Origin of the sequence: Chryseobacterium cucumeris, from assembly GCF_001593385.1 — a bacterium.
Classification (GTDB): domain Bacteria; phylum Bacteroidota; class Bacteroidia; order Flavobacteriales; family Weeksellaceae; genus Chryseobacterium; species Chryseobacterium cucumeris.
The window spans coordinates 318,568-337,418 of record NZ_LUVZ01000034.1 but is presented as its reverse complement, the minus strand read 5'-3'; the positions used below and the strand labels follow the sequence as shown (position 1 = coordinate 337,418).

13 protein-coding genes are annotated in these 18,851 nt (G+C 36.4%); 4 read left to right on the top strand and 9 right to left on the bottom strand.

Annotation, left to right across the window (positions count from 1 at the left end; all coding sequences use genetic code 11):
- Positions 1 to 509: 509 nt before the first annotated feature.
- Both A1704_RS16695 and A1704_RS16690 read left to right on the top strand, forming a co-directional pair.
- On the top strand, positions 510 to 2,309 hold the full coding sequence (locus A1704_RS16695; RefSeq protein WP_062675210.1) for a BamA/TamA family outer membrane protein: 1,800 nt from the start codon (positions 510 to 512) through the stop codon (positions 2,307 to 2,309).
- 208 nt (positions 2,310 to 2,517) lie between these two features.
- On the top strand, positions 2,518 to 3,087 hold the full coding sequence (locus A1704_RS16690; protein WP_131797528.1) for a hypothetical protein: 570 nt from the start codon (positions 2,518 to 2,520) through the stop codon (positions 3,085 to 3,087).
- Positions 3,088 to 3,167: 80 nt separating this feature from the next.
- On the opposite strand, the gene A1704_RS16685 is transcribed toward A1704_RS16690, so the two are convergent.
- The 5 genes from A1704_RS16685 to A1704_RS16665 form a co-directional block, all read right to left on the bottom strand.
- Positions 3,168 to 3,626, bottom strand: coding sequence for an organic hydroperoxide resistance protein (locus A1704_RS16685; RefSeq protein WP_062675208.1), 459 nt, complete (start codon positions 3,624 to 3,626; stop codon positions 3,168 to 3,170).
- A gap of 49 nt (positions 3,627 to 3,675) precedes the next feature.
- Positions 3,676 to 4,974 carry an epoxide hydrolase family protein gene (locus tag A1704_RS16680; protein WP_062675207.1) on the bottom strand — a complete coding sequence of 433 codons (1,299 nt, stop codon included), beginning with the start codon at positions 4,972 to 4,974 and terminating at the stop codon, positions 3,676 to 3,678.
- A 271-nt stretch (positions 4,975 to 5,245) separates the two neighbouring features.
- Positions 5,246 to 6,052 (bottom strand): SDR family NAD(P)-dependent oxidoreductase, encoded by an 807-nt coding sequence (locus A1704_RS16675; protein WP_062675206.1) that lies wholly within the window; start codon positions 6,050 to 6,052, stop codon positions 5,246 to 5,248.
- A 91-nt stretch (positions 6,053 to 6,143) separates the two neighbouring features.
- Complete coding sequence (locus A1704_RS16670; RefSeq protein WP_062675205.1) at positions 6,144 to 6,731, bottom strand: TetR/AcrR family transcriptional regulator; 588 nt, start codon at positions 6,729 to 6,731, stop codon at positions 6,144 to 6,146.
- Positions 6,732 to 6,839: 108 nt separating this feature from the next.
- Complete coding sequence (locus tag A1704_RS16665) at positions 6,840 to 7,241, bottom strand: winged helix-turn-helix transcriptional regulator (protein ID WP_051934372.1); 402 nt, start codon at positions 7,239 to 7,241, stop codon at positions 6,840 to 6,842.
- Positions 7,242 to 7,448: 207 nt separating this feature from the next.
- Here A1704_RS16665 and A1704_RS16660 point away from each other — a divergent pair, with 207 nt between their 5' ends.
- Entirely contained in the window at positions 7,449 to 8,300 is an 852-nt protein-coding gene (locus A1704_RS16660; protein ID WP_062675204.1) for an SDR family oxidoreductase, read from the top strand.
- Between the two features lie 215 nt (positions 8,301 to 8,515).
- Here the strand turns inward: A1704_RS16660 and A1704_RS16655 are convergent, their stop codons facing one another.
- Both A1704_RS16655 and A1704_RS16650 read right to left on the bottom strand, forming a co-directional pair.
- Positions 8,516 to 9,751 (bottom strand): PKD domain-containing protein, encoded by a 1,236-nt coding sequence (locus A1704_RS16655; RefSeq protein WP_082798809.1) that lies wholly within the window; start codon positions 9,749 to 9,751, stop codon positions 8,516 to 8,518.
- Between the two features lie 353 nt (positions 9,752 to 10,104).
- Complete coding sequence (locus A1704_RS16650) at positions 10,105 to 13,104, bottom strand: reprolysin-like metallopeptidase (RefSeq protein WP_062675202.1); 3,000 nt, start codon at positions 13,102 to 13,104, stop codon at positions 10,105 to 10,107.
- Between the two features lie 195 nt (positions 13,105 to 13,299).
- On the opposite strand from A1704_RS16650, the gene A1704_RS16645 reads away from it, so the two are divergent.
- The gene (locus A1704_RS16645; RefSeq protein ID WP_062675201.1) at positions 13,300 to 14,739 is read left to right on the top strand and encodes a helix-turn-helix transcriptional regulator; all 1,440 of its coding nucleotides are present in this window, start codon (positions 13,300 to 13,302) and stop codon (positions 14,737 to 14,739) included.
- A gap of 783 nt (positions 14,740 to 15,522) precedes the next feature.
- Here A1704_RS16645 and A1704_RS16640 read toward each other — a convergent pair.
- Positions 15,523 to 15,960, bottom strand: coding sequence for a hypothetical protein (locus A1704_RS16640; protein ID WP_065119658.1), 438 nt, complete (start codon positions 15,958 to 15,960; stop codon positions 15,523 to 15,525).
- 27 nt (positions 15,961 to 15,987) lie between these two features.
- Entirely contained in the window at positions 15,988 to 18,810 is a 2,823-nt protein-coding gene (locus A1704_RS16635) for a T9SS type B sorting domain-containing protein (protein ID WP_062675199.1), read from the bottom strand.
- Positions 18,811 to 18,851 lie beyond the last annotated feature (41 nt).

Below are 18,851 nucleotides of genomic sequence, written 5' to 3'. Positions count from 1 at the left end.
TTTTATAATTTTAGCTTATTATTTTATAATCTGAATGGAATACACCTATAAAACAAACACTTTTTTTCTTTTAAAAACTGTAATTTATACCATTGGATTTCTAAGCTTAATAGCAATGTCAAGACTTTGGATAGGGTCAAATGAAAATTGGAATCAAATGATAGAAAATGATTTTATTCCGGCATTAATAGTGAGAAGTATTTTTTTACATTGGCAGGATTACTATTTGTAGGATTATCTTCAATAGTAAGCAAAATTTACAGGAAAGAAAGCCCTTTTTTGAAAGAACTGGTTATTCTGCTGTTGTTTTCTTTCACGCTGAATGTAATACTGATGTTAGGCTTAATCTGACATGAATTTATAATAAAATACAGACACTCTTTTATTTATAAAATGAGACTATCGAATAAAGTGGGCTTTATATCGAAAAATTTCTGAAATGTGGTAGGTATTGAAGCTTTATTGGCGTATTAATTGATACAAGAAACTTTATTGAATTTTGATGACTAATGGCTAGAACGACTGTAACTCTGATTTTCCTTTTAAGTGGTTTTTTCTTTTTAAATGCACAGGAAAAGAAAGATTCGCTGTATTACAAAATAGAAGAATTTTCAGATAAGAGAAAAGTTACTAAATTCATTCACCGTTTTATATTTCGTAGAGAGCCGGATTCCACTTCCGTGAAGTCCAATACTGAAAAGCTTTTACAAAATACTTATAACAAAAAAATTATCAGAAATGTCAGGATAGAAACCATTGACCCTTTTGGATACAGTTCTAAAGAAGGTAAGGAAATAGGCAAATGGTATGATTGGGTAAAGGATCACCTTCATTCCAGTACCAGAAGATCAACAATCAATAATTTTTTGCTTTTTGAGGAAGGAGAAGAATATAACGCCCAAAAGCTCTATGAATCAGAGCGTTTGTTGAGAACAATGCCTTTTATCAACAGAGTTAATATCAGTGTTTCCGACAGCACTTCCAGTAAAGATTCTATAGATGTTGTGGTAAAGGTATTGGATTCCTGGAGTCTGAAGCCGAGAATCAGTTATTCCGGAAGTAAAATTGGTTTGGGAGTTACTGAAGAGAATGTACTGGGACTGGGACACACCCTGGATTTCCTTTACAGAAATGATTCAAAAGAAAAGCAGGATTATCTCTTAGGAAGCTATACCACTTATAATCTTTTTGGTACTTATATCAATGCCCAGATTCTTGGAGAACGGGACTTTTCGAGAAATGAGAGAATTAATTTCAGCCTCAGAAGAGACTTTTTCTCTCCTTTAACGAAATGGGCGGGAGGTTTTACATTTGAATATTTTATGCGAAAGGTTTTACTTCCGACAGAAACGGATACTGCTTTTCCTGAAGTTCAGATTAAAGTATACAGTCAGGATTTATGGGGAGGTTATCAGATTCCGGTTTCATCTGATCCCCGTGAGAAGGTATCCAGCAATATTGCCATCATAGGAAGATTTCAGAACTATCAGTACAAAGACAGTCCGGGAATTGATCAGTATCAATATTTCAGCTCTTACAACAGTTTTCTGATGTCTGTTGGGTTTATTCAGAGAAACTTTTCAGTTCAGAAGAATATTTTCCAATATGATTTGCCGGAGGATGTTGCTTATGGCAATTCTGTAAACGTCATTGCCGGAGGATTATCAAGAAATAAAGAAGTGAATCCGTATGTGGGAATTTCAGCATCTTATGGGCGTTTTACAAAACTGGGATATTTTACAGTGAAAGCACAGTTTGGAAGGTTTTTTAATGAAGACAGTCAGAACAGGGAATCTTTCCGCTTTGACGGAACTTATTTCACCAACCTTATGGACTGGAAATTTGCCAAAGCAAGACATTTCTTTTCTCCAACATTAGCCTTGGGAAATCCACAGCATAATTACTCGTATAAGGATAGGATCAACCTTTCTTCTGCAGATGAATTTCCTGTTTATAATTCTGATTATATTGGCACAAAAAAAATAGTGTTAAGATATCAGCTTCAATTGTTTATCAATAAAACCTGGAAGAATTTCCATTTCAGCCCTTATTTAACTACTGCAGTGGGTTGGCTGGGAATGCCTGATGATAAACTATTGAAGACCAAAGCCAATACAAAAATCGGAATAGGTGTTTTAATTAATAATCCCTATCTTGTTTTCAACAGAATTCAGATTTCTTTCATGTATTATCCACGTGTTCCTTTTGATAATAATTCTGTTTTTGATTTTAACAGTAACAGAAATAATCTTTTACCAATGAACAGTTTTGCAACGGATGTTCCTCATTTTGTCAATTTTGGAAATTAATAATAGAAGATCAATTGGTGCTTAATATCCTGGAAATAAGTCATTTTTCAGATATTATATACGATTATTCTTTTTGATATAATATTACCCATTTGGGTAATTGACAGGTTGTTATATTATCACAAAATTTGTGATAAATAGACTGTATGCTGTAAAGTATATTCAGATGTAGTTTAAAAAAAACATAACAACTTCAAAACTAACCCCTATGAGACCTTTGAATTTTCTTTTATTATTGACCGCACTCTTTACATCTGTTGTGATGTATGGACAGCAGACTAACACGATACCGACTGTACCAAAGCCAATTCCTATAACCGATGCTGAAAAATGGATTGCAATTTCTCCTATTCTGCTCTTCCTTTTAATTACCTGTCTTGTCTTTTTTAAACTTAAAAAAGATAAAGTCTCTTTAAAAGATCTCCTTTTGGATAAGGATGCGAATGTTCAGATAGAGGTAGAAAAAACAAAACAAAGAGTGGCTTTTTTATCTGCTTCTACTGAAAGTCAGCAGGCAATGAAGGCCGCAGATGCAACAGCTGGCAATGGTGAAGATCCCAATGCCTCAAAACCTAATACGAGTGTAAGCCGTTTTCTTGCATTTATAAGCGGTTTGGTGTCTGTAGGTCTGGCATGTGTTCTCACCACCTTTGCCATCTGGAACTATTTTGATGTAAGCAATTTTCCCAACCTGAATAATCTCGTTGGTGTTTTACTGACCCTGGGGATTGGAGTGGTGCCTTATGCGTTTAACAAAATCACTACAGCAGCTAAATAGACAGATTTTAAAACAATAAAAAACCTTCCTTGCTTTTGACAGGGAAGGTTTTAATCAAATTGCAATAAACATTCTGAAAACTAAACTACTACATCTATTTTTACATTGATATTTCCACGGGTTGCTTTTGAATAAGGACATGTTGCATGGGCTGTTTCCACAACTTTTCTGGCTTCGTCTATTGCAAATCCCGGTAAAAGTACCTGTAAATGGGCTTGCAGGAAAAATCCATCATCATTGGTGGCCAGATCTACAGAGGTATTGACAGATAAGTCCGGAGGAAGGGTAACTCCCATTTTTACCGCACCTAAATGCATCGCACCGATAAAACATGCCGACCATCCTGCTGCTAACAACTGTTCCGGATTGGTTCCGTTTCCCTTTGAACCGGGAGAAGTTAGTTCAATACTAAGTTTGCCATCACTGCTTTTTGCTTCTCCGTTACGGCCTCCCGTTACAACGACATTACCGGAATACAGTACTTTACTGATATTGACTACGGTTGTATTTTCTACTTCCTGAATGGTATTTAATTCCATATTTTTATTATTTTAGATTAAACGATTCTGTTGATTGATCCTATTATTGTTAAAGTTTTTTTCTTAAATCTTTGAAAGCGGCTCTAAGCTCTTCTGTAAAGATCTGCGGCTGTTCCCAGGCTGCAAAATGTCCGCCTTTTGAAGCTTTATGATAATAATATAAAGTAGGATAAGCTTGCTTCGACCAGCTTTCCGGAGCCTGATAAATTTCGTGAGGAAATACCGAAATAGCTACAGGAACTTTAATGTCTTTGGTCTTCTGCGCCTCCGCACTGAAATTATTCTTGTTATTTTCCCAATAGAAACGTGAAGAAGACGCTCCGGTATTGGTAAGCCAGTAAAGGGTAATATCATCGAGGATGGCATCACGGCCAATGATATTCTCAGGATGAAGATCACTTTCACTCCATTCTGCAATTTTTTCGTAAAGGAATGCTGCTAAGGCTGTTGGAGAATCAGAAAGCAGATATCCTGTTGTCTGTGGACGTGTTACCATCATTCCCCCGTAAGCTGCATTTCTTCCAAAGAATGTACTCATTGCATTGTATGCTTTTGCTTCTGAGGCAGAAAGTCCTGACGGGGCGGGATCACCGGCATTGATTGGTTTTACAAGTTCGGCAGGAATGGTAGCCGGCATGGTAAGGTGGATTCCCAAAAGACCTGAAGGAGCCTGTTTTGCTAATGCATCAGAAATAACAGAACCATGGTCACCACCTTCAGAAACATATTTTTTGTAGCCGAGTCTTTTCATCAGTACATCCCATGCACGGGCAACGCGGTCAGGGTTCCAGCCAAGCTCAGCAGGAATCTCTGAAAAACCATATCCCGGAATGGCAGGTATAATTACATCAAAAGCATCACTTGCTTTTCCTCCATATTTTACAGGATCAGTCAAAGGATCTATTGCATTGATAAACTCCAGCGGAGAACCAGGCCAGCCATGAGTAAGAATCACAGGCATTGCATTAGGCTCCTTTGAACGTACATGGATAAACTGGATATCAAGTCCGTCAATTTTTGTTACAAATTGGGGAAGCGCATTCAGTTTATTTTCTACTTTTCTCCAGTCGTATCCGTTGCCCCAATAGGTGATAAGTTCTTTTAACTGCTCAAGCTGGATTCCCTGGGAAGCATCTTTCACAGTCTCTTTATCCGGGAAGCGGGTTTCGGAAATACGTTTTTTAAGATCATCCAGCTGAGATTGTGGAATATTGATGTGAAAAGGACGGATACTGGTATCATTTTTTGATAATAGAGTAGCAGTATCATTTTTTTGCGCCTTAGAAATAGCAGGTGTACCTAAGATAAAAGTTGCTGCTAAAAGAATTGTTGAAATTGTTGTTTTCATTGCTTTGCTGTATTAGATTTTAAATCTGTTTTTTCTTTTTGATGAGACAAAATTATACCCTGAGATACGCCTGGGAAACGAGTAATGTGTTCAAGTAGTCATATTTCACAGTGAAACAGACATTGCAGATGGTGAACAGGAAACAATATGAAGCAGATGAAAAGTAATGCTAAGAAAAATGACTGAGATATTGATCTCAAAAAGGATAAAAAAATAAGCTCCGTTCTTCTATAAAAACGGAGCTTATTTTGTGAAAACATTTTTTTCGATGTTATCCGTGAGCTTCTACAGATACATCATTCCATTCTTCCCATACTCTTAAGCGCTGTTCGTAATTTTGTTTTACGAAAGGAAGTGCTACTTTTCCAAGCAATAAACGCAATGGAGGATTTTCAGTTTCTGCTAACTTTATCAATGCAGGAGCTGTAGCTGATACGTCACCAAAAGAAGTTTCAGATTCTGAGAAAGCCTTTTTAACACCATCGTAAACAGGATTACTTTGTGTATTAATTCCTGTATGCCAGATATTGGAAGCATAGCCATTAGGTTCTACCAAAGTTACATTAATTCCAAAGCCTTTTACTTCTGTTGCTAAAGTTTCGCTTAATCCTTCCAGTGCAAACTTAGATGCATTATAAAGTCCCATGGTTGGTAAAGTAGCCAATCCTAAAATAGAAGAAACCTGAATGATATGACCACTTTTCTGATCTCTCATAATGGGAAGCACCGCCTGTGTAAGCCATAAAGTTCCAAAGAAATTTGTTTCAAACTGTGCTCTTGCTTCCTGTTCGTTGGTTTCTTCCACCGCACCTGTTAGTGCATATCCTGCATTATTAATCAGAATATCAATGCTGCCGAAGTGTTGGTGTACTTTCTGAACTACTGATAATGATTCCTCTCTTTTATCTACATCTAAGGTTAAAGGCAATACGGAATCTCCATATTTTTCTTTTAAATCATCAAGCGTTTCTACATTTCTGGCTGTTGCAGCCACATTGTATCCTTTGGCTAAAAAGGCTTCTGCCCATGCTTTTCCGAAACCTTTTGATGCACCTGTAATTAAAACTGTTTTTGACATTGTTCTGTTTTTTAAATTGTTATGATTATATTTTTTAAAAGAATTATTTCATATGTAAATGACCGATCGGTCATATTTTGGATAAAAAAAATTACACCGTATTTTCTTCAATCATTTTTTTAAGATTTTTGACGATAGTTATCATTTTATCGTTATTACCAGCCATTCTTGACATTAAGTGTCCACCTTCAAGCATGGCAAACAAAACTGTTGCAAAACCTTCCGCATCCCATTCCGCTCTGAATTCTTTATTGGAAATTCCTTTTTCTATAATACCGGAAATTAATTTTTCTCCCTGTTTTATTCCATTGTTTATTTTTCCTTTAACGACTGGATTGGTATCATCAGCTTCTGTTCCAAAGTTTAGCAGGGGACACCCGCCAACTACAGGCGGATGATTGGGATCACTAAAAAAATCAATATAGGCGAATAACTGTTCCCTGGAAGTTTTAAATCTGCTTAAAGTTTTTTGAAGTTGATCAGTCAGCATTTGCATATTATGCTCAACAGCAGCACAGGCAAGTACTTCCTTATTTTCAAAATGAACGTACATACTGCCTTTAGACAACTTGGTGGCCTCCATAATATCACTCATAGAAGTAGCTGCAATCCCTTTTGTATTAAAAATAGGTGCTGCTTTTTCTATAATGAACTGTCTGGTTTCCTCCCCTTTTGCCATAATAATAGTAAATAATGATGCAAATATATGACCGATTGGTCATAAAAACAAATTTTTTATGCTTTTTTTATATTGCATTGTTTTAATATCAACTAAATCAGTTGTTTATTATCCTTCTTCAGGAAGACATTGGGGAATTTCTCCTATTTCATTCATTGTAAATCCTTCTTCAAAAAGTTTTCTTTTATGATTAATTCCCCAATCTTTAAGAGCAAAGATGATAGGATTTAAAGTTGAAGAATAAGGTTGAGGCTGATAAATGATTTTAACCGGATAATCATCAATAACTGTTCTTTTGATAAGCTGATGCTGTTCAAGTTCTTTGAGTTCCTTAGCCAGAACCTTTGGAGTAATACCTGGTATACTGTCCTGTATATCAGTAAAGCGATCATTGCCTACAGATACAGATACAATGATTGCCAGCTTCCATTTGCCACTTAAAACGTCCAAAGCGTCTCGTACAGGCTTGATCGTTTCCAGGCAGCTTGATTTAATTTTTTTTACAGACATACGCTTATAAATTATTTCACTTTCCTTTGGGAAAGCACTATACAAAGGAAAGTAAATATATGCTAAATTGCAACATCATATTTAAGGTATTTTCTTCTGAAACAGAATAAACAGTCTGAAGGAAATATTGTAATAATGAAAAGAATTCCGGCCGGTATTCTTCTGAGTTAAAAAGAGTCAATAATTAAAAAGAGACGAACAAAAAGAATGAAAAAAGTAATCTTAATTACAGGTTCAAGTACCGGTTTTGGTGCATTAATGGTAAAAACATTTAACAAAGAAGGGCATATCGTCATAGCCACGATGCGAAATACTACTGGAAGCAATGCTGAACACGCAAAAAATCTGAATAAGCTGGAGAATACAGAAGTAGTAGATATGGATATCACAGATGATCAGTCTGTAAAAAAAGCTGTTGCTTTAGTACATGAAAAGTATGGTAGAATTGATGTTTTGATTAATAATGCAGGAATATATGGAGCAGGAGTTCTTGAATCTTATTCAATACCACAAATCCAGAAGCTCTTTGATGTAAATGTTTGGGGAACATTGAGAGTGAATAATGAAATTCTACCTATTATGAGAGCTGCAAAAGATGGTCTTATCATCACCATTTCCAGTCAGGTAGGGCGAATTTCACTTCCATTACAGTCTGCTTATAATTCTACAAAATTTGCGTTGGAAGGTCTTATAGAAGGTTCGTATGAAGAGCTGATAGGGCAGGGAATAGAATCAGTACTGCTTGAGCCGGGAGGGTTCATGACGGAAATTATCGGTAAGGCGCATGTTAATGGAGATCGCGAGAGCATTCAGGAATCTTATGGTACTGCTGTGGCAGATATCAGTCAGAAAATTCAGACCGTATTTGGTAAACTCTTTATGGAATCAGCTCCGGATCCACAAATCATTGCAGATGGAGCCCTTAAGCTGGTCAATACAGAAAAAGGGAAAAGACCACTTCGCACACCACTAGATCCTCTTTCCAATGGAGTAGATAAAGAATACAATCTGATTACAGAACAGGTAAAACAAAAGTGGATAGAAGCTTATGGGTTATAAAATATATATTAAATTATTGTAGTCCATACATCCCATAGAAAAGGAAAAGTACTAATAAACAGTACTTTTCCTTTTATATTTTGAAGATACAGAGACTAAATACTATTTATTGAAACTTAAATGAAGAGGTTGTTGCAGGATAGTCTTGGTCATCTGATCATATCATGATACAATAAAAAAGAGAACTCCTGGGTTCTCTTTTTGTCGTTATTAAATCATTTAACCATAATCTTAATACTTTCTTTATGATCATTTTCGCAAAGAATATGGATCATATAAGCTCCTGTACTGTAAGGTGAAAAATCTAATTCTATATCACGAGTGTGAAGATTTTTCCTCTCAAAAAGCTTCCTTTGAGCCATATCATAAACGATAATATCCTTTATTTCCTCTTTACTTTTGAGGTAACAGATATCTTTCACAGGATTAGGGTAAAATATAAGCTCAGGCTGTACATTCATATCCGCAGTTCCCAAAGAACCAATAGTAATTGTTTTACTGAAAGTTTCTGCACAGGAGTTTTTGCTGACCGTAAGTGAGACTGTATAAGTTCCCGGGGCAGTATATTGATGAACAGGATTCAATGAAGAATCGGTGATGCCATCGCCAAAGTTCCATGATACAGATGTGTAATTGGCGGAATGATTAGTGAAATTTACAGTTGTTCCGTTAATTCCTGCTATAAAATCCGAATGAAGGTGAAACGTATTACTATTCCATTGTGGCGGATTATTAAAAAAAACAAGATCTGCAATATTCTGAAAGTTTTCGGCTGTGTTTTGAGGCATTCCGTTATAAAAAGTGGATGGAAATACATGATCCTGAAAAATTGCAGAATACATAGTGGCTGCCACAAGATAACTTCCTTTAGGTCCAGGATGAATATCGTTATAAGATCCGTGAAGAGCCAGATCCTGGGAAGAATTGTAGTAATGTCTTGCAGATTCTCCGGCAGGAACCATTTCCACCTGCATCAGGTTAGACATCTTTGTAATGGAATCCTTAATTTTTTTCTGAAAAGCAAAATAGGTGTTGTATTCATTGGCAGATGGAACTCCATAGGGAATTTCATACAGAAAAATCTTAGAACAAGGACTGTATTTACGAATAGAATCCCTGATTTTACGGCCGCGTTCAGCGGTTACAGAAACAGGGTAAGAATGACCTGCAGATTCCGCAGTTCCGGGCTGCATGATCACGTATTTATAGTTTTTAGATCTTATCTTTTGATACAATGAAGCATCCTCTACATGATTCACAAATCCGGTTCCTCCGGGAGTATGTGTTGTTACAGATAGATTTTTCCCTTTTGAAGCCGCTATATTTTTAAAAATTTCAGGCATGTCATTAAAATAGGTGACGCTGTTTCCTATAAACAGAACCTCATCAGACTGGCAGAATGATAACACTGAAAAACCAGTACATATAAGAAAGAGTAGTTTTTTTATCATAGAGTATTTTTTTGAGAGTTGTTTAAAAAAGGTACCTGCAGAAAACCACTTATCATGCAGGTACACAACACAAACGATGATTAAAAATGTTTTTTTATCAATATAGAGCTATATACTTTTCTTTATCCGTTTTTTAATTATTAAACCTTTTAAAAGTACCTGCAGGAAACCCAATCTATACTGCAGATACTGCATTAAAAGGTGTTTAAAATGAAAATGTTAGTTTATTTACTTTGTTAGAGATTTTGATTTACTATGAGTTAATGACTGGGTTTATTTTTTTAATTGACTTAGAAAAGTACCTGCAGGCATCACGTATAACCTACAGGTACACGGTACACTAATTATTACAACTATTTCTTGATTAGTTTTGTATGATAAGTCGCCTTATCATCTTTTATCGTGATCACATACACTCCTTTGATCAATGAGGCAACACTGATTCTTTTTCCGTCCGGTTTTCCTTCCTGAACAAGTCTTCCGTCTGCACTGTAAATTTTGTAATCAGCTTTACCTTTCAGATTTTTTACCTCTACAAATGTATCCGCAGGATTAGGGTAGATTTCAAGATCAGAAGATGACTGAACGGACTCCTTAACTCCTAGTGCTGCATTGATCTTTACAGAAAAATCCCATACCGAACCACGGGAGAAAAGATCACCATTGGCATCTACGAAAGGACTTGCACATGCATCAGCTGAAGCATTGAAAAATCCGCTGGCTACTCTCATTCTTAATGTTTTGTCACCATTGTAAGCATTGGCCGGAACTGCAAATGCAAAACTTCCCTGATGTCTTTTATTGGCATCCGGAGCTGCGCCGTTAATCCCAATTCTTTCTGAAGCTTCAAATACTCCGTTTCTGTTGTAATCAATCCATGCCTGTACCCAATCCTGATAGTTTCCTCCAGCACGGTTAGCATACACAATATAGTTCATATTATATTGCGCACCCTGAGTAAGCTGAATCAGTTTGGCAGGGTCTTCCGAATAATCTTTATAAGCGTGCTGAACGGTTGTCCCATTTCCAGCTAAATCCACATTGGCTAAAGTCACTCTTAATATTCCACTGAAATACGGACTGATTGTAGTGTTTCCTCCTGTAGTCATCAGGCAGTAATCATATCCGGTGCGCAATCCTTTTGTTTTAAAATTATATGCAGGAGAAAATGCTCCGGGAACATTATTAATCACAGTGGCTACACGAACTTCATAAGAGGTTTCATCTTCAAGGTTATTCAGGAGTACTGAATTAACCGGGCTGGCAGCATTGGACCAGTTTGCTGTTCCTGCTTTCCTGTAATTCACGGAATAGGTTGCTCCCGGTACATGGTTCCATGAAACAGTTGCTGAGGTTTTTAATATATCATTATCGAACGCAGTAAGTCCCGTTGGTGGATTATTTAAAGAAGCGGGAGCATTTCCTACGGTCAGTGTAGGAGAAACGGCATAAAATATATTTCCTACTGCTGAAATTCGCAGTTTAATATTTCCCTGAAGCGCAGCAGGCATCTGTATTTCAAAACTTCCGTCATTAGGCGTTGAAGCCACCAGTTCTGTCCATGCTGATCCGTTAACCAGATCGGTTGTATATTCAATCTTTACATTGGCAGCATTATAGGGAGCAAGGTTGGTATTGGCAACATCCCAGGAAATGGTATTGGAAGCATTATTATACAGCGTAGTAGAAGGAGTTAATCCTTTGAATTTGAAAGGTCCGTCATTTCCAACGGTTACTGTATTTTCTGCAGAAATCGTTAAAGGTCTGTTCGGGTTATTATCACGTACTGTTACCGCGTAATGTAATACTCTGGGAATGTATGAAACTGTTTCCCATGTGTCTTTATTCGTCAGTTTACCACTCATTACAACAGGCAGGCTAGGGAAATATCTTCTTCCCGAAGCCACTGCAGGAAAAGAACGGGTAAGTGAACCTTCAGGATTGAATCCCCAGCCGCTGTCTCCTGAGATTGAGCTTGTAGAGCCTACGCTGTCATACTGTTCCCAGTTATAGGTAAACTGATCCCCGTTGGTATCTACTGCATTGGCATCCAGGTAGTAGGCTGTGCCTTTGGGAATAGTATAGGAAATCAGCGGGGTAATAGCTGGTGCATTATTGGCAATATTTTCAGCTACGCCGCACCCAATTTTACCTTCAAGGTTGTTAAGGATTTGATTGATGGACGAATAGTGGAAATAGGCATCACTGTTCATCTGAACATTATTGGCTGTGATCCCTGCATAGGCCATAATGGTTGTTCCTCCTCCCGGTTCTATATTGACATCTGAGCTTTCAGTAACTGTAGAAAAAGTGTGGTTACCTCCAAGCTGATGTCCCATTTCGTGAGCTACATAATCAATATCAAAGGTGTCTCCCACAGGATTCTGATTTTGTGTAAACGCAGAACCTTTACCTAACGGTTCTGCTGCGGTAGGGTTGGTACATATACATCCTATGCATCCTGCATTTCCATTTCCTCCGGCGGCATTAAAGACATGTCCTATATCATAATTGGCATTGCCTACCTGAGCAGTTAAGGTTTGTTGAAGCTGCCCGTTCAAATCATTGGTGTATGGATCATTAGCCGGATTGGCATAGATGATATTGGGGAAATTCTGTATGGTAAGATGGATTGCAAATTCTTTTTCAAAAACACCATTGACACGAGTCATAGTAGCATTCATCTGGGCTACAGCTCCTGCCATCCCTCCGAAATGAGTAGTATATTCACCCGTTGCAGACAAGGCAAGTCTATAGTTTCTGTATCTTGAGGCAGCAGGTCTTCCGGTAATATTGATTCCGGCAAGTTTATTTTTTCCGGAATTCTTTAAAGATTTGATGTCCAGTTCCTTTTTGCCTTCCATACTGCAGCTAAAGCCATGCTCAGACTCTGTTCTTTCGGTTTTATAGAATACTCCATAGGTTTTTTTATCTGTTGTGACAGGTTCTATAAACTGGAAGATACCGTCTTTAATAATCATTGACTGTATTTCTGTAGGGGATGTACTGAATCTTACATATTTTGAGGGGTCATCAATTCCCACTCCTACATAAGATCCTAATCCATATTTTTCAGCCAAGGATTTTTCCATCACAGGATTACTGTACACCGCAAACTTTTCTATGGTTCCTTCTGCCGTTGGTAATTGAATCGTTACTGCTCTTGCATTGGCGCCGGTTTCCTCAGCGTTTTTTAATAACTGTATTAATGCATTAATATCAGTTTTGTAAGCATACTTGATTTTTATCTCTCTTCTGATCTCAGACACTTTTTGTGAAGAGGTTTCCCATCTTTGGGCATTGGAAAGACAGAAGCCTGATATCAAAAATAATGATAATAGAGTTTTTCTCATTTTAAAAATTAGGTATTTAAATAGTGGTATTGCGAAGAATGAATATAATATTCGGGTATTCAAAAGTAATTGCTAATTTTGTATTACAAACAATGATATTTTGAGATTTTCATACATTGTGTATGTAATACGTATGTATTTTTTATTATATAGTAATAGTGTAGTATAATATTGTATTTTAATTCTGATCATATTATGATGAAAAAACTGACTGTTTTATTCTTTTTTATTTCTTCCTTTTTCTATTCACAGCATACAGAAGAAGAATTAAAGAATGTGCTGTTTGATATCGAATTTTCTACTGCCGGATCAAAGGAAATTGAGAAGATTGACAGTCTTATTAAGGTGTGTAAGAAAAATTCTTATAATGATTGTGTTGCATTAGGGTATCTTAAAATTGCCAATATCTACAACCGGAACAGTGATATGAAAAGGTCTTTTTATTATACTGATAAAGTGGAAAAAGAAAACCTTATCAATTCAGATACAGATTTTGAGGTTATATTTTATCTCCATCTTCAAAGGTCACTGCTATACCAGAAATTAGGAGAAAGAATGACTTCTCTGAAACAATTGGACGAAATATATGATAAGGTGAACGAAACCGATAATGCTTATTTTATTTATCTGATTAACTGGCAGTACGCAGGAATATACAATGAAATTAATAAAAAAGAATTAGCACTAAAACATTATAAAACAGCATATAAGTATTCTAAAATTTACAGAGAAAACAAAAATAATCTCTATAGGATAGACAAGAACAGATTGAGCAACAGTTATAAAACCTCACCGTATCTTGGCGGAATGTATCTTGAGCTCAACAAACCTGATTCTGCAAGAATATATATTGAGGAAGCCATCCAGAATGGGAAAAAGATCAATGAAATAGGGATACAATACATTACCTCGTATTATGCTTCCAGGTACTTTAAATCTCTTAATAAAATTCCTGAAGCCCAGCATCATTTATGGATCTGTAAAAATATTGCTGATAATTATTATAAAAGCGAGAATTATCAAAAGTCGGTCGCAATGGAGTTGAAGAACCTGTATGAAAGCACAGGACAGAAAGACAGTATCGCTTATTATGCGAATTGGCTGTTGGATATAGAGTCTTCAAACAGCAGACAAAAACAAACATTGAATGATGCTGTAGATAAACAGAATGAATTGGAAAATAGCAATAGAAAGAAGGAAACAAAAAAACTTTTCTTCATCCTGTCGTTGAGTATTGCCGCATGTCTTCTTTTTATATTTCTTTTCCTGTATTATTATAGAAAGCACAAAAGTAAAAATCTGGATAAAATTGATATCCCTCATCAGCCATCTGTAGATGAAAGTGCTTTTAAAGAACTTATACAGCTTGCCAAAGAAAATAATCCTGAATTTTTAACCCGTTTCAATGAGTATTATCCGCACTTTTCAGAAGAACTGCTGAAAGTTTTTCCTTTAAAAATATCAGAAATAAGATTCTGTGCCTACATCTATCTGAATTTTTCTACCAAAGAAATTGCTGAATATACTTTTACCTCAGTGAGAACCGTACAGACCAAAAAATATAATCTAAGGAAAAAACTGAATATTCCCGGTGATATGGATATCTATGTATGGTTTTCCAAATTGCTGAAATAAACCTTTAAATAGTCATAAAAAACAGAAGCTATCTCATTAATGAAATAGCCTCTGTGCAAGTAAAATGTGTTTTGAACGTTTCGTTTAAAAATGCCTGCAGAAAATAACACAAACCTGCAGGCAGAAGATATCCTAAATATTAAAAACTATTTTCTGATTCTGAAAAAAGTGCTATTTCTTAATTGTTTTAATCGTTTTTGTAATTACGTTTATCATTTTTAAAGTAACAAGATATAATCCCGTTTTAAGTCTTCAGATACAACTGAGATGAAGGCTGTTCAATCGTTTTAACTGTTTTTCCGGAAGCATCAATAACCTAAACCGACAATAAATTTTTCATATTATGTATGGGGTTTTTAGGGGTTATGTGATAAGATTTTATAATGGGCTATCTTTTAAACTTTGATCAATTTTCTACTTTATATAAAAGCATAGAATAATTTTCGGACAAAAGTAATTGGTAATTCTGTAATTTAAATGGTTTTTGTTTGCGCTTTTGCTATGTTGTGTATGTGATACGTAGGTGGTTTCAGTGGTGTGGTAGTAGGATAGTATTCATATTGTAATTAAGATATTGCTGAATATACCCACACCTCAGTAAGAACTGTGCAGACCAAGAAATACAATCTAAGGAAAAAACTGAATATCCCGGTGATATAGACATTTAGATATGTTTTTCAAAACTATTGAAATAAAGATTAAGAATATTGTGAAAAGCAACAGAGACTATTTCATTTCGAAATAGTCTCTGCTTTTAAATTAACTTCCGATTGATATCAGTAATTAATTTCTTATAGTTGAAATATGGATGTTTTTCTGTCCGTTGGAATCTATAAGTTCAATGTTGTCAATCATTTCATTATAAACTAAGGTAGTGGTATCATTAAACTGATATCCTTCAATAAATACAGGTCTGTCTTTGGGCAGATTGTTCTGCTCATTCAACATTTCCAGAGATAAACTATCTGGATAGCCGGCATTTTTTTTAAACTTTATTTCTATTAGGCCGTTATCAGCCAGATAATCAAACTTCTTTAAATGAGGAGGTAAACTGGCTTTGGTTTTAAAAACGTTTACCTTTTCAATACTGTCCTTATAAAGATCAAACATACTGGCAGTTCCGATGGTGTTATTGTAAACAGCAAACTTTACATAGGTGTTTTTCTGTGCGATGAGCATACCTGAAAAGAACACGAGAAATATATATAATAGCTTTTTCATAATTAAAATTGATATTTAAATGTTTAATTAATTTCTGTTTTTTACCATGATCCATCCCGTATATTTTATCGGAGTCTGTTTTTTGTTGGTCTCATTCCAGCCCATATCAAACCAGTAGTTGCCGGTAGATACTTTCTTGCCGCCAATGCTGCCATCCCATTGATATCCGTTTAATTTGCTTCCTTCGTGGATCTTGCTTCCATATCGGTCATAAATACTGAATGTGAAATTAGGTTTCCCGGCCAAAGCAGAATAATCCAGTACATCATTTATTCCATCACCATTAGGCGTAATGATATTAATAAGATTGGGAACTGTAATTTCTACCTCTACAGGAGTACAGTTATAAGCATCTTTTACATAAAAAGTATTGCTGCCACGCGGAACATTGGTAAATACATTTTCATTCTGCCAGTTGATATTATCCATCGAATACTGATAAGGTGTTGTTCCTCCAATGGCAGTCAGGGTAACCGTATTATTGCTGATGTTAATATCTGAAATTACAGGATTTTCTGATGGATAAACCTTTACGGTTTGTCTTGTCGTACATTCTCTCGTTTTCAGATCTACCCAATAAGTTCCCACTCCCACATTGCTGATGGATGGTGTTGTTGCTCCCGTACTCCATAGATAAGAAGTATATCCGGGGCCGGCATCCAGTGTGGTGGTATTTTCCATACAGATAATTTTATCCTTTAGTACCTCTGAATAGGTAGGAGGGATAACGGTAAGCGTTACTTCGGCAATTTTGTAACATCCGTTGGCATTGCTTACCTTAATATAAACCACTCCGTCTGGTGCTGTATAATTAGCTGGAGTCAGAATTTCATTGGTTCCGTTATGGGCATCAGCAGGAGAAGGATAATATTGTTTAATAGTTCCAGGTTGTACGTTTACTCCTGCTGAGGTTAAGTTGAATACACCCAGTACAGGATTAGATGGTTCAAAACAAGATCTTAGAGCAGCATCTTTAACGATAGGGCTTTCAGAAACCGTTAAGGTTAAGGTTACCTGTTCACAATCTGTAAAATCAGGATTGTTTCCACAAAACTTATAAACAATAGTGTCTGTACCCATATAGCCGAAATTAGGAACATAAGTAATTACTCCCGCCGGATCAATGGTTGCGGTACCGTTTGCCGGAGGTGTAATAATAGTTACTGTACTCGGAACATAACTTTGAGTTGAATTGGTAAACTGAGGGACTATAGCCTGATAGCCTTCGCAGACAGTCATTGCTTTAGTAGACTCTTCAAGACATGTAAACACTTTGTAAACCGGGGTGATGGCCGGAGTACAAGATCCTACTGCTATTTTTACGGTATAATTTCCGGAAACCAGAGGGGTGTAAGTATTTGCATTGGCTCCTGTAATAGGATTGCCATTCAAATACCACTGATAGCTATCATAGCTGTCATCCACTTCCAAAACAATACCAGGAATACATTCTCCTGTCTGTTTTGCAATTAATGGAATAGAAGAGAACCCTGCAAAATATCCTCCATATCCGGACGTGCTGTATCCTCCATTAATCCCTGCAGTTACAGCTTTATCCGAAATAACCGTTACATTTCCGGTGATAGAAGGGATGGCATACGTTACCCAGCTGTTATTACCTGTTAAGGGAAAAGGACCTTCTGAAGCGAGTGGCGGAACTCCGTTTACGGTTACATTGGCTCCCGCTTCAGTTAAAATATTCAGTTTTACTACAGTTCCGTTCGGAACAGTACTTGTGGTACCTGTGCCGGTTGGCATTTCATTGATCTTTCCGATTTCATCAATTTTTCTGGGTAAAAAACAGTTTAATGGTGGGATGTAGTTGTAACCACAGGTAGCACTGCTGTTATTTACTGAAACCAATTGATACAGATAAACATTTTTTGAAGTCGTTATAAACATATTAAAATGTCCGGAATTTCCCTGCTGAACATAATTGTTTCCTGTGATCCTGTAAAAATCACCACTGTTGATCGTTGCGATAGGTGTAGTAGAACCATTAATGAATATCTGGGTATGGTCTTCCGTTCCAATAATGATACCTCCTTCCAGATCATCAGAGGAAGATCTGGTTCTTACCATGGCAAAAGTACTTCCAAGCCTTTCTGTTGGTACAGATTGATCAAGGATGGCATCAGATCCGGAACTTGTATTATTTCCAAAATTTCCATTGACATTTCCATTGGTAAGCGTAATGGGTTTGTCGGAAACAATTTTGGCTCCAATAAAAGCAGACTGGTTTTGACCTCCCGTTCCAGGACCTCCTGCAAAAATAAAAGACTGTCCTTTATTAAGAGTAATAGTCTGTGTATTGGTAGCTGGTGCTGCTCCAAAGAACGTCACGTTTCCACTCCATGTAGCAGTTACTACAGTATTGTTTTCTGTAGCCAGTATTCCTGCTGTGAAATTATATCCGGTAAGTGATGAGGTTGTAGGAGTTCCGGCCACGTAAAACTCTTTACCAATCCCGGCTTTCCCTTTACTGGTTATAATTTCGGCGTGTGTAGTGTTGCTTACTATTCTTAATGAACAGTAGAACGGCTTTGTCCCTTGTACATGTAACCCTTTAGTGATAACACTATAAGCGTCTGATGTAACATTGGCGGCGATAGCAGATATGGGTACAACAAAGGTTTGCGGAGCATTTTTGCTGATTGTGACAGTGCCAATCGGAGTATTGTTATTATTAATTGTAACAACAAAAGGGGTGGCAGAGTCGGTAGACAGATATAATGCCTGCGTATAACTTGTGGAGGCGTAATAAGGTGCAAACCAATGGTCTGTATCCCTTTGAGCCGAAATAGGAATGCTCATTAGGATAAATAATAAACTAAATATAATGTTTTTCATGAATTACAGAATTTTGATTCTAAAAATTGAAATTTCATTGA